The sequence below is a fragment of the Allobosea spartocytisi genome (assembly GCF_014764685.1).
Lineage (GTDB): Bacteria > Pseudomonadota > Alphaproteobacteria > Rhizobiales > Beijerinckiaceae > Allobosea > Allobosea spartocytisi.
On record NZ_JACXWY010000011.1, the window covers coordinates 133,785 to 146,145 of the forward strand.

The following is a 12,361-nucleotide window of genomic DNA, read 5'->3' on the forward strand; positions in this document are numbered from 1 at the left end:
CCAACGCTCGGCCAAAGGCAACCGATCTCGAAAATACACGATGAGCCGCCGGCAGAGCGGCTGGACTGCGCATGCGCGGTCGATGGAGGCGCGCATCATGGTCGAGAGGCATCCGGGATACTGCACGCTGTGCCGCTCGCGCTGCGGCTCGATCACGCTCGTGAAGGGCGATCGGATGGTGGGCGTCGAACCGCGCCCGGATCATCCGACCGGCGGCGCACTTTGTGCGAAGGGGCGCGCCGCGCCGGAGATGGTCCATAGTCCGAAGCGCCTGCACCGCCCCCTGCGCCGGCTGAGCGCGAAGGGCGAGACCCCGGTCCGCTGGGCGGAGATCGGCTGGGACGAGGCCCTCGACGAGATCGCGCGGCAACTGCTGACGATCCATACGGAAAGCGGCGCGGAATCCGTCGCCTTCGCCATGACCACGCCGAGCGGCACGCCGGTGGTCGACAGCTACGAATGGGTCGAGCGGTTCGTGCGCTGCTTCGGCAGCCCCAACCTGATCTATGCCATCGAGGTCTGTGGCTGGCACAAGGATTATGCCCATGCGCTGACCTTCGGCCGGGGCCTCGGCGTGCCGGACTACGACAAGGCCGAGTTCATTCTGCTCTGGGGTCACAATCCGGCGCGGACTTGGCTTGCCCAGGCGAGCCGCATCGCCGAGGCGCGGCGGCGCGGCGCCAAGGTCGTCGTCATCGATCCGAAGCCGGACGGATCGGGACAGCAGGCCGATCTCTGGCTGCGGATGCGCCCGGGCGCGGATGCCGCGCTCGCGATGGGCGCAATCCGGCATCTGATCGAGACGCGCCGCTATGACGACACCTTCGTGCGCAACTGGACCAACGCACCTCTCCTGGTCAACGAGCGGACCGGCGCCTTCATCAAGGCCCACGAAGTCATCGAGGGCGCCGACAGTGACACTTTTCTCCTCCTACGCACCGATGGCCGCGTAGAGCCCTACGATACCTGCGCCAGCTTGTCCGATGCGACATCGGTGACGCTGGAAGCGCGCATTACGCTGATCGCGCGGGATGGCCGGCAGGTGAACGCCGCCACGGCCTTCACGCTCCTCGCCGAGCGGGCGCAGCCCTATTCGCCTGAGCGCGTCGCCGAGCTCACCTGGCTCGGGCAATTGGACATCATGGCCTTCTACAGCTTTCTGGAAGGCGCGCCTCGCCTCGCCTACTACACTTGGACCGGCGTCGGGCAGCACAGCAATGCCACCATGACCGAACGCGCGATCGCGACGCTCGCCGCCCTGGTTGGCTCCTGCGATCGCGAAGGCGGCAATATCTGGACGGTGCCGCCGCCGGCAAACGCCATCAACGACCTCTCGCTGCTGCCGCCCGGCCAGATCGGGAAGGCGCTGGGGCTGACCGATCTGCCGCTCGGGCCTCCGGCCCATGGCTGGATCACCGCCCGCGACTTCACCTCGGCGGTGATCGAGAAGCGCCCCTATCCGGTCCGGGCTCTGGTGAGCTTCGGGACCAACTTCGCCGTCTCGCAGATCGACACCGGCCGCAACCTCGCGGCACTGCGCGCGCTTGAGTTCCATGTCCATGCCGACATGTTCATGAACCCCACGGCCGAATGCGCCGATCTTGTCCTGCCCGTCAGCATGCCTTGGGAGCGCGACGCCCTGCGCATCGGCTTCGAGATCACGCAGGCTGCGGCAGAGACCATCCAGTTCCGCAAGAGCATGCTCCCGCGCTTCGCCGAGAGCCGTGCCGACTACGAGATCGTCATGTCCCTAGCGATGCGCATGGGTTTCGGCGACCTCTTCTTCGGCGGGGACATCGTCGCCGGCTGGAACCATCAGCTCGCGCCACTCGGCATCACCGTCGATGATTTACGAGACCGGCCGGACGGCGTGCGGGTTCCTCAGCCTTTCGCGCATCAAAAATTCGCCGACGCGGATGAGAGCGGGCGCGTGCGGGGTTTCGACACGCCAACCCGGCGCGTCGAACTCTACTCGCAGCGCCTGCTTGACCACGGCTACGACGCCTTGCCGGATTTCGTCGAGCCGGGGGACGGCCCGGCCTCCGGCGATGGCTTGCCGCTCGTGCTGACGACCGCCAAGAATGGCTTCTTCGTCCATAGCTCCCACCGCGCCATCGCCTCGCTGCGCCGCAAGTCGCCCGACCCTTCGGTCGACATCAGTCCGGAGCTCGCGGCGGCACGAGGCGTCAGCGCTGGAGACTGGGTCCGCGTGCATACGCGACATGGAACCGCCCGGCTGCGGGCTCGCCTGAATGCGGGACTCGACGCGCGCACGGTCGTCGCCGAGTTCGGCTGGTGGGAGGATTGCGAGCCGCTGGGTCGCGACGGCGGAATTGTCGAAGGCAAGGACACCGTCAACGTCAACGCCATCCTTAGCGACCTGCAGCGAGACCCGATCAGCGGCTCCGTACCGCTGCGCGCGGTCACCTGCGACATCGAGGCCATGTCGGCTGCGAACCGGGGCCGCTGGTTTGGCACGCGCCGGTTCCGCGTCGCAGACGCCCGGCCGGAAGGTCCGTCCACCGTCGCCTTGTCGCTCACCCCCTGCGACGACGACGGCCTGCCCGATTTCCTACCCGGCCAGCATGTGGTTCTGCGGCTCCCGGACCAGTCTCCGGCAAGAGCCTACTCGCTGACGGGCAATGCCCGCTCCCCTCAGGAACTGTCCGTCGCCGTGCGGTGGAACAGCGCTCGCCCGGAGCAATCGCTTTCGGTGTCGCGCCAGGTCCAGTCGCTTCGTCCGGGTGACGAGGTGCTGCTCGAGGCGCCGGCCGGCGCCTTCACCATCCCCGTCCGCAGCGCGCGCCCGCTGATCCTGCTGGCCAACGGCATCGGCATCACGCCCTTCGTCGGATATCTCGAAACGATCGCGCAACTCCGCCCGCAGCCGGACCACGCAATCCATCTGCTGCATGGCTGCCGTAGCGGTGCGGACCATCCTCTTGCCGAGCGCCTCGACGAACTGGCTCGCGCAATCCCGACGCTGAAGCGCGTCACCGCCTATTCCAGACCGCGTGGGCAGGATCGAAAGACCGGGCGCTTCCAGCAGGAAGGTCGGCTGGATCTCCGAGCGATCGCGAAGGTACTGGCGCAGAGACCGCTCGCCTATCTCTGCGGCTCGCCGGACTTCAACGACACGATGATCGCCGAACTCGTCAGGCGTGGGATGCCGCGCTTCGACATCTTTGCCGAAGCCTTTTCCGCGCCGAGCGAGGTTCCAACCTCCCTCATGCCGCGACGCATAACGGTCGTCGGCACGGGGCAGGCTTTCGAATGGTCTCCTGCGGCTGGCCCCGTTCTCGATGCAGCGCTGGCTGCCGGGCTGCCTTTCCCAAGCGGCTGCCGCGTCGGGCAATGCGAGAGCTGCGTGGTGAAGGTGCTGGAGGGCAGCTTCACGCATCTTGTTGATTTCGACGGCGATCCCCACCAATGCCTCACCTGCCAGGCGGTGCCGCTGTCAGACCTCGTCATCTCGCTATGAGCTTCAGCAGCGCACACCGGACTTTGTGACGCTGCCGCCGAGTTTTCCGCGCGACCTCGCACCGATGTTTCCGATCCTTGCGGGATTCACCACAATGTCCCAATCGTCCGTGCCGATCGCGGAGGTCGCCATCAGGTTGGCAGCCCGTTCTGCTTCCGCAGGCTCTTGTCGAACGCGGATTTCGGGACGAAGCAGCGCCGAAAACTTACCTGGCGCGCCATCTTTCCAGCCGCATAGCGCCGCTTCGGCGCAACGGCCGTTGCAGCCTCGAGGATAGTCTTGGCGCGTGGCGGCCGTCGTCATCGCCCCGTCAACTTGCCGGATTGCGCGGTGACGATCCACGCCGGGCCGAACACTGCCATCATGGCATCGAGCCGGGTCCGATAAGGGACCCAGCGCTCCTCGTTTTGGCCACTCCAGTCGGCGATCTGATCGGCATTTTGCTGTGCCATGCCATATCCTTGTTCTGATTTTGCGCTGCGCGCTTCGGCAGATGACAATGTCATTGGTACCGTTCTGGCTGCTCAGGTTCGATCGAGGACGATGACCACACGCTCTCCGCGGCCTCTTCTAGGCTATCCGCCCGCGCGGTCCTTGCCGCCGTGCGCGGCGATGAACATGGCGACGGCTGACCGGCAATAGGATTCGATCTCGTTTTCGTCCTCTGCTCTCGCCTCATCGAAGCGTGCGATCATCAGGAGATCGGCCCCTTTGAAAAGCGCGGCAAACAAGCGGGCCGACGGGAGTGGGTCGGGCACGTTCAGAAGTGCCTTCGCGTGCAATTGACGCAACAGAGCCTCGATTTGGGCGATGATATGGGCGGGTCCGGCTTCGTAATGGAGCTTGCTCAACGACGTTTGACTCCTGACGTCGGCCATGACCATGGCTTCGACATTGCGGACTTCCGGGCTCAACAGCGTGCGAAGCAGCGATGATCCCACCGCCATGAGCTGGTCTTCGGCCGAACCGTCGACGCCTTCAAAAAGGGCCTGCGGTATTAACTGATGGCAGCGGGCCGCAAACGCCGCGCCAAACAGCGCCTCCTTGTTCTCGAAGTGCCTGTAGATGCTGAGCTTGGATATCTTCGCTCGCTGGGCGACCTTGTCCAAAGTCGTCGCTTGAAAACCCAGTTCCGCAAAAAGTTCGCCCGCGGTGTCGACGATCGTTTGGCCAAGCGCCTCGTTGGCGGGCCGGCCGCGCCGGCCTCGACTATTTTCGGTCACGACAATTCCAGTCCTTGACAGTATCGTAATTCCTGAAATACGATACCATTCAGTTTCGGAAATATGCAAGCGCGTTCACCGGCCGATCGCCGGCCCGAACACGAGAGATCCATGCAACGACGCACCCTGCTGAAGCTGGCTGCCCTTTCCACCATCGGCATCACCCGCGCCCAGGCCACCGCCCAGCCCAGCCCAACCCTCTCTATCCGCAACACGGAGCCCATCACCATGGATGACGTCATCATCATCGGCGGCAGCTTTGCCGGCCTCGCCGCCGCCCTTCAGCTCGGCCGTGCCCGCCGTAAGGTCACCGTTCTCGATACCGGCCTGCCGCGCAATCGCTTCGCGGGCCGCTCACATGGCATGCTCGGCCACGATCACAAGCCACCGCTGGACATCCTGGCCGAGGCGCGGCAGCAACTGGCGCGTTATCCCGCGATCAAGCTGGTCAATGCCCGGGCCGACAGCATCTCCGGTACCATCGACAATTTCTCCGTCCTCACCGGCGATGGCGAAAGGCTTGGCGCGCGCCGCCTAATCCTGAGTTATGGCGTTGTCGACCAGATGCCTGCTGTTCCGGGTTTTGCTGAAAGCTGGGGCACATCCATCGTCCCTTGCCCCTATTGCGATGGCTTTGAAGTCGCCGACCAGCATTGGGGCCTCGTCTGGTCCGGCCCGCAGTCGATGAACCAGGTCAGGCTGTTCCACGACTGGACCGACAGGTTGACCGTCTTCGCTGATGGTCACGACATTCCGCCCGATATCCGGGTTGATCTGGGGCGTCGCAACACACCTGTCGTCGACGGCCGAATCACCGAGGTCGCCCATCACGGGGAGCATGGCGCCACCGTCAAGCTCGATACCAGCCCCGATGTCGCGGTCGACATCCTGTTCGCGCATCCGCGCAACAAGCCGTCCGCAAGCCTGCATGAAGCATTGGGTCTCGCCACAGTCGACACGCCTCTTGGCATCGTCCTCAAGGTCGACGAGCGCCGCGAAACCAGCATGCCCGGCATCTACGCTGCGGGGGACCTCACCAACCCCGTCATCCCCTCGGTGACCACGGCATCATGGCAAGGCGCGATGGCGGGGATCTCCGCCCAGCAGTCGATGCTGGTGTGAGAGCACAGATTGGAGGATGAGCATGGCCGTCGAGCCGGACAGCGCGGGTGTGCGCTTCCCTCCGCCCTTCCTCTATCTGGGAGCGCTGCTGTTGGGGCTGGCGGCGGAGCGGTTCGTCGCCCTGCGCTCTTTCGGCATCGACTGGCGGTTGCTGGTCGCGACGGGCGCGCTGCTGTTCGTTGCCGGCGCGGCGATGATGCTTGCGGCGGCGGGGCTGTTCCGGCGGCTGGGCACCAACGTTCCGCCTTCGCAACCAACGACCCTCATCGCAACGACCGGTCCTTATCGGTGGACCCGCAATTCCATGTATCTCGGCATGGCGCTTGTCTATGCCGGCCTTGCGATTGGCTTCGACGGGCCGATCGCCTTCGCCTTGCTCTCCTTGGTGCTGATCGCGATCCAGACGCAGGTGATCGCCCGCGAGGAGCGCTATCTCGAAGCGAAGTTCGGCGACGACTACCGCCGCTACAAGGCCGAGGTTCGCCGCTGGTTCTGACCCTCGCTCAGCGAGACCACGCGCGAGCTCTGGCCCTTCTTTGGGGTGGCGATGCTCGTGCTAACATGACGCGATCCCAGAAATCGCTCGCGCGCCGACGCTTGGTCGCGGCATCGATTTCGGCCGGCGCAACAGCGGTTCCGCTCTCCGCGCTTTCGTTGAGGATTCGAATCGTTCGCGAACCGCAGGTTTCCAATTATGGGGTGCGAACTGCCGAATGCTTCGGTTTTTTGGGGTGCAGCGCGACCATCTTATGGATGTCAACCTCACCGAAAATCAACGACTTAGCCCGCTACCAGCTTTGACTTATGGGGTGCGCGACATCGCGCCTCCACCATCGCCCGGCTGCTGCAGGAATTGCCTCAGCAAATCCATCGGCAAGGGGAACACCACTGTCGATGTGCGCTCGCCGGCGATGTCGTGCAGGGCTTCGAAATAGCGCAGTTGCATGGCTTGCGGCTCGGCCGCCAGCATGCGTCCCGCCTCGACCAGCTTTGCCGCCGCCTGCTGCTCGCCATCGGCGTTGATCACCTTGGCCCGCCGCAGCCGCTCCGCCTCGGCCTGCTTGGCGATGGCGCGGACCATGCTCTCGTTGAGGTCGACATGCTTGATCTCGACATTGGAGACCTTGATGCCCCAGGCATCGGTGCGCTGGTCGAGAATCTCCTGGATGTCGCTGTTGAGCCTGTCGCGCTCGGCCAGCATCTCGTCGAGCTCATGCTTGCCGAGCACCGAGCGCAAAGTCGTCTGCGCCAGCTGGTTGGTGGCCGTCATGAAATCCTCGACCTGGATGATCGCGCGCTCGGCATCGACGATGCGGAAATAGAGCACCGCATTGACCTTCACCGAGACGTTGTCGCGCGAGATGACATCCTGCGGCGGCACGTCCTGCACCACGACGCGCAGGTCCACGCGCACCATCTGCTGGACGAACGGGACGAGGATGATGAGGCCCGGCCCCTTGACCCCGGTGAAGCGGCCGAGCGTGAAGACCACGCCGCGCTCATACTCCCTCAGGATGCGGATTGCAGCCGACAGGAACAGCGCTGCCAGCAGCGCTATGATCAGATAGGCCACATAACTGACGATCATCGCTTTGCTCCGTCATTTGCCGCATCGCGCCGCCGCACTGTCAGCACGAGGCCGCTGACGGCGGTCACCTCCGCACTGCCCCCCGGTGCGATGGGCTCGTCGGCCTTCGCCCGCCAGCGTTCGCCGAGCGCCAGCACATGGCCCTCGCCGCCGTTCCAGTCGAGGACGTCCACGGCAAGGCCGCGCATGGCCTCGCCGCCAATGCGCGGCGGATTGCGACGCGCCGTCCAGAGATAGGTGCCGGCAAGCAGGGCGAGTGCCAGGCTGAGCGCAGCGGCGGGGCCGATGACCGCCCAGGACACGCCGAAGCCCGGCCCTTCGGTCTGAAGCAGCATGGTGGAGCCGAGCAGGAAGGCGGCTGCGCCGCCGAGCCCCAGCACGACCGTCGGATTGAAGGTCTCGATGATGAGGAAGGCAACGCCGAGTAGCATCAGGGCCAGCCCGGTATAGTTGATCGGCAGCTGATCGAGCGCGTAGAGGCCGAGCACGAGGCAGATGGCTCCGACGACACCGGGCGCCACCGCGCCGGGGCTGACAAACTCGAAGACGAGGCCATAGAAGCCGACCAGCATGAGGATGACGGCGGTGTTCGGATTGGTGATGACGGCGAGAAGCTGGATGAACCAGCCGGGCTCCAGCGTCTCAACGGCCAGGCCCTTCGTGGCCAGAACCTCCTTCTTGCCGGCCACCTCGACGGTGCGGCCATCGGCCAGTTGCAGGAGTTCGGCCGTGTCGCGGGCGACGAAGTCGATGACACGCTGATCGAGCGCTGCGCTGGCCGAGAGACTCGCCCCCTCGCGCACGGCCTTTTCGCCCCAGTCGCCATTGCGCCCGCGCAATTCGGCAAGCGAGCGGATCAGAGCGACCGCGTCATTGGTGACCTTGATCGTCATGGCATCGACAGGCGCGTGCGCTCCGGTGTCCTTCCCATTGCCACCCGGGCCGTTATCCTTCTCGCCGCCGGGAAGCGAGGGCAGCCCGCCGATCTGCACCGGGGTGGCGGCCCCGAGATTGGTGCCGGGTGCCATCGCCGCGACATGGGTGGCGTAGAGGATGTAGGTGCCGGCGCTCGCCGCATGGCCGCCGGCAGGCGCGACATAGCCGATGACGGGAACGGGAGAGGCCAGGATGTCGGCGATCATCTCGCGCATCGAGGTGACCAGCCCGCCGGGCGTGTTCAACTGCAGGATGAGGACCGCGGCCTTCCGCTCGGCAGCGACGTTCAGCGCCTGCTTGAGCTGGCGGGAGCTTGCCGGACCGATGGCGCCGTCGATCGCGACACTCAAAGCGACCCTGCCCGCCACCGTTTGCGCGGGAGAGAAGGAGGAGAGGATCGCCGCGGCCGCGACGGCCGCCGCGAAAAGGGCCACCCGCGCGAGTCTCACGCTCAGAACTCCGTGGAATCCATATGGGGTGGATTCCTGCGAAATCCATGAGGCCGGCAACGGCGGCGGAACGGCCAATGCCTCGCTGGCGTCGGTCTGCGCGGGCTCAGTTGACGAGCTTCTCCGTCCGCTTGTCGAAGACCCGCAGGCTGTTCGCCTCGGCCCCGAAGGCGACCGCATCGCCGGGCTTGAACGAGACCGTCGAGGGCGCGCGGGCGACCAGCTGGCCTGCCGGCAAGTCGAGCAGGACGAAGGTTTCGGAGCCGTGCGGCTCGGCCACCCGGACCCTGCCCTCGATTCGGATCGGGAAATCGCCACGCCCGCCGGCGAGCAGATGCAGCTCCTGCGGCCTGACGCCGAGAACGATGGGCTGGCCGGCCTCGACACCGCGCGGCAAGCCGCCGAGGCCGGAAAGATCGACGGCAGCGGCATTGGCCTCCAGCTCCACATGGCCGTCGGCGACAATCCCGTCGATCATGTTCATCTCCGGCGTGCCGATGAAGCGCGCGGTGAAGATGTCCGCCGGCCGGTTGTAGAGATCCATCGGCGCGCCGACCTGCAGGATGCGGCCGTCGCGCATCACGACGATCCGGTCGGCAAGCGACATCGCCTCGACCTGATCATGGGTGACGAAGACGATGGTGCTGCCGAGCCGCTGGTGGAGCTGCTTGATCTCCAGCCGCATCTGGCCGCGCAGCTGGGCGTCGAGGTTCGAGAGTGGTTCGTCGAAGAGGAAGGCGACGGGATCGCGCACCATCGCCCGGCCGATCGCCACGCGCTGCCGCTGCCCGCCGGAGAGCGCGGCGGGGCGCCGTTCGAGATAGGGCTCCAGGCTCAGGGTCTTCGCCGTCTCGCGGATCCGGGCCTGCTTCTCGGCCTTGGAGAGCTTGGAGGTGTAGAGCCCGAAGCCGATATTCTGCGCCACGGTCAGATGCGGGTAGATCGCGTAGTTCTGGAAGACCATCGCGATGTTGCGGTGCTTGGGCTCGCGGTCATTGACCACCTGCCCGCCGATGCGCAGCGTCCCGCCCGAAATCGCCTCCAGCCCGGCGATCATGCGCAGCGTCGTCGACTTGCCGCAGCCCGAGGGGCCGACGAGCACGACGAACTCGCCGTCATCGATCGTCAGGTCGATGCCGTGGACCGTGGTGATGCTGCCATAGCGCTTGACGATCTGCTCCAGCTCGATGCGTGCCATCATCCACCCTTTGCGATCTCGTGAACGCGGCGTTCGAGCTCGGCGGCCGCGGCGCTTTGCCGTTGGGCGATGTCCGTCGCGTGCCGGTCGAATCCATCGAGCGCCTCGCGATAGCCGGCAAAGGCGGCATCGAGCGCTGCCGGCGCCGGGCCGCCGAAGCGGTCGCGAACCGCGACGAAATGCTCCGGCGAGACCATCCGGGCGAATTCGGCCGCATCCGCCGCCGGCTTGCGCCCGACATGGTGCTCGAAAGCCGTGGTGAAGGCCGGATAGCCGTCGGTCGGCAAATCGCCGGCCATGGCCACGACGGCCCGGGCGACATCGGCGGCAATCTCGTGGCCGAGCCGGAAGGACAGCCCCTCGCTGCGCACCAGCCAGTCGGCAAGCTCGGTGATCGTGGCGCAGGAGCGGCTGAGATTGACCGCGACCCGGTCCGGGTCGATCTGCCCGGCGCGGATCGTCGCGGTCAGCAGGTCGAGGACGCGAAGCCCGACATCGATCGCCTGATAACCCATCTCATGGGTCTCGGACTCGCTGTCGGTCATGTCGGTGAAGGGGGTGTTGTGCATCACGTCGACCACGGCACGGGCACGCCCAACCGCCTGGCCCGAGAGATGGCGCAGATGCTCGAACGGCACCGGATTGCGCTTCTGCGGCATGATCGAGGAGATCTGCACGAAGGCGTTCGGCAGATAGAGCTGCCCGACCTCGAAGCTCGACCAGAACTGGAAATCCTGGACCGGCCGGCCAAGATGCAGGAACAGCAGCGAGACCGCGCTGTAGATCGAGGTCAGGTAGTCGGTCGCGGCGATGCAGGAATAGGAGTTCTGCAGTGGCGCGGCAAAGCCGAGAAGGTCGGCCACGCGCTGCCGGTCGATCGGAAAGCCCGAAGTGGTGATCGCGGCCGCGCCGAGCGGGCAGAGATCGACGATGCCGCGCGCGGCCTCGATCCGCTCGATGTCGCGGATCAGGATCTCGATGATCGCCGCGAGATAATGCCCATAGGTCGTCGGCTGGGCCGGCTGGCCATGGGTATAGGCGACGATCAGCACGTCGCGGTCGCGCGTGGCGGTCTCGATCAGCGCCGCCAGCAATTGTCGGCAGGCCGCGAGCAGCCGGTCGATGCGCGGCAGCAGGTCGAGCTTGAGGAAGGTGTGGTCGATGTCGTTGCGCGAGCGCGCCGTGTGCAGCCGCCCGCCGATATCGGTCCCGGCGCGCGCCTTCAGCTCACGCTCCATGTAGAAGAAGTAGTCCTCGACATCCCCGCCATAGGCGAGCGCGGCCGGGTCGATCTCGTGCTCCATCGCCAGCAGCGCGCGGGCGATCGCCGCGCCCTGGCCGGCATCGAGAATGCCGGTCTCGACCAGCATGACGAGATGCGCGCGGTCGATGCGGCGCAGCGCCTCGGCATGGTGGTGGCGGGCGCCGTCGAAGAGCGGCCTCAGCACGGTCTCGCGATAGACCGGATCGGGAAAGCGCGATCGGTCGTTGGTCTGTAAGGAACCCATAGCCTAGCCTTTGACCCCGGCGAGCATGACGCCGCGTACGATGTAGCGTTGGAAGAACAGGAAGATCGCCAGCGTCGGGATGGTGGCGAGCGCCGCCCCCGTCATGATCAGTTCCCACTGGATCGACTGCTCGACGGCGAAGCTGGAGAGCCCCACCGGCAGCGTGTAGAGCGACGGGTCGGTGGTGACGATCAGCGGCCAGAAGAAAGCCGTCCAGTTGCCGAGGAAGGTGAAGATCGCCAGTGCCGAGAGCGCGGGCGTGACCAGCGGCAGCGCCACCTTCCACCAGATCGCGAACTCGTTGAGGCCGTCGACGCGGGCCGCCTCAAGGAAGTCGTTCGGCACCGTCTCGAAGAATTGCCGCATCAGGAAGACGCCGAAGGCGGTGACCAGTCCCGGAAACATGATGCCCCAATAGGTGTCGATCCAGCCGAGCTTGCTCGCCATCAGATACCAGGGAATGACCAGCATCTCGGTCGGGATCATCAGCGTCGACAGGATCGCCAGGAAGACGAGGCGGCGGCCGGGAAAGTCGAACTTTGCCAGCGTGTAGGCGACGAGGCTGTCGAAGAACAGACAGGACAGCGTGACGATCGTCGCGATCAGCGTCGAGTTCAGGAACCAGCGGACGAAGCGCCCGTCGGACAGGACCTTGACGTAGTTGGCGAGCGTCGGCTGCTCGGGGATCAGGCGCAGATCGTAGACATGGCCGGCCGTCTTGAGCGATGTCGAGAACATGAAGAGCAGCGGCGTCATCATGACGATGCCGCCGAGGAAGAGGATCGTCCAGGCGACGATCCGGCCGGGACGGATGGTGCTGCCATAGGCGTAGGAGGGCTTTGCGCTCTCGCTCATC

Annotated in this window: 9 protein-coding genes and 2 pseudogenes; 3 read left to right on the plus strand and 8 right to left on the minus strand. The window is 65.8% G+C overall.

Features of this window, described 5'->3' with window-relative positions:
• Positions 1–97: 97 nt before the first annotated feature.
• Complete coding sequence (locus IED13_RS17915) at positions 98–3,481, plus strand: molybdopterin-dependent oxidoreductase (protein WP_191124959.1); 3,384 nt, start codon at positions 98–100, stop codon at positions 3,479–3,481.
• Between the two features lie 131 nt (positions 3,482–3,612).
• Here the strand turns inward: IED13_RS17915 and IED13_RS28910 are convergent.
• The 3 genes and pseudogenes from IED13_RS28910 to IED13_RS17930 form a co-directional block, all read right to left on the minus strand.
• Positions 3,613–3,765 (minus strand): annotated as a pseudogene (locus IED13_RS28910) (oxidoreductase); the annotation flags it as partial.
• A gap of 42 nt (positions 3,766–3,807) precedes the next feature.
• Positions 3,808–3,933: pseudogene (locus IED13_RS28915) on the minus strand (SAM-dependent methyltransferase); the annotation flags it as partial.
• A 123-nt stretch (positions 3,934–4,056) separates the two neighbouring features.
• Positions 4,057–4,704, minus strand: a complete 648-nt coding sequence (locus IED13_RS17930; RefSeq protein WP_191124962.1) for a TetR/AcrR family transcriptional regulator — start codon at positions 4,702–4,704, stop codon at positions 4,057–4,059.
• Between the two features lie 228 nt (positions 4,705–4,932).
• Between IED13_RS17930 and IED13_RS17935 the strand changes: the two genes are divergently transcribed.
• The gene (locus tag IED13_RS17935; RefSeq protein ID WP_191124989.1) at positions 4,933–5,826 is read left to right on the plus strand and encodes an NAD(P)/FAD-dependent oxidoreductase; all 894 of its coding nucleotides are present in this window, start codon (positions 4,933–4,935) and stop codon (positions 5,824–5,826) included.
• A 22-nt stretch (positions 5,827–5,848) separates the two neighbouring features.
• Positions 5,849–6,322: a methyltransferase family protein gene (locus tag IED13_RS17940; RefSeq protein ID WP_191124963.1), complete on the plus strand. Its 474-nt coding sequence runs from the start codon at positions 5,849–5,851 to the stop codon at positions 6,320–6,322.
• A gap of 306 nt (positions 6,323–6,628) precedes the next feature.
• Here the strand turns inward: IED13_RS17940 and IED13_RS17945 are convergent, their stop codons facing one another.
• The 5 genes from IED13_RS17945 to IED13_RS17965 form a co-directional block, all read right to left on the minus strand.
• On the minus strand, positions 6,629–7,414 hold the full coding sequence (locus IED13_RS17945) for a slipin family protein (protein ID WP_113253689.1): 786 nt from the start codon (positions 7,412–7,414) through the stop codon (positions 6,629–6,631).
• Positions 7,411–8,799, minus strand: coding sequence for an NfeD family protein (locus tag IED13_RS17950; protein ID WP_191124964.1), 1,389 nt, complete (start codon positions 8,797–8,799; stop codon positions 7,411–7,413). The genes IED13_RS17945 and IED13_RS17950 overlap by 4 nt, the downstream gene beginning before the upstream one ends.
• A gap of 106 nt (positions 8,800–8,905) precedes the next feature.
• Complete coding sequence (locus tag IED13_RS17955; protein ID WP_038364392.1) at positions 8,906–9,997, minus strand: ABC transporter ATP-binding protein; 1,092 nt, start codon at positions 9,995–9,997, stop codon at positions 8,906–8,908.
• Positions 9,997–11,505 (minus strand): argininosuccinate lyase, encoded by a 1,509-nt coding sequence (locus IED13_RS17960; RefSeq protein ID WP_191124965.1) that lies wholly within the window; start codon positions 11,503–11,505, stop codon positions 9,997–9,999. The genes IED13_RS17955 and IED13_RS17960 overlap by 1 nt, the downstream gene beginning before the upstream one ends.
• A gap of 3 nt (positions 11,506–11,508) precedes the next feature.
• Positions 11,509–12,360, minus strand: coding sequence for a carbohydrate ABC transporter permease (locus IED13_RS17965; RefSeq protein WP_038363673.1), 852 nt, complete (start codon positions 12,358–12,360; stop codon positions 11,509–11,511).
• Between the last annotated feature and the right edge of the window lies 1 nt (position 12,361).

Coding starts and splice junctions, on each gene's coding strand:
- IED13_RS17935 (WP_191124989.1), top strand. CDS start 4,933: ATGGATGACGTCATCATCATCGGCGGCAGCTTTGCCGGCCTCGCCGCC.
- IED13_RS17915 (WP_191124959.1), top strand. CDS start 98: ATGGTCGAGAGGCATCCGGGATACTGCACGCTGTGCCGCTCGCGCTGC.
- IED13_RS17965 (WP_038363673.1), bottom strand. CDS start 12,360: ATGAGCGAGAGCGCAAAGCCCTCCTACGCCTATGGCAGCACCATCCGT.
- IED13_RS17955 (WP_038364392.1), bottom strand. CDS start 9,997: ATGGCACGCATCGAGCTGGAGCAGATCGTCAAGCGCTATGGCAGCATC.
- IED13_RS17960 (WP_191124965.1), bottom strand. CDS start 11,505: ATGGGTTCCTTACAGACCAACGACCGATCGCGCTTTCCCGATCCGGTC.
- IED13_RS17940 (WP_191124963.1), top strand. CDS start 5,849: ATGGCCGTCGAGCCGGACAGCGCGGGTGTGCGCTTCCCTCCGCCCTTC.
- IED13_RS17945 (WP_113253689.1), bottom strand. CDS start 7,414: ATGATCGTCAGTTATGTGGCCTATCTGATCATAGCGCTGCTGGCAGCG.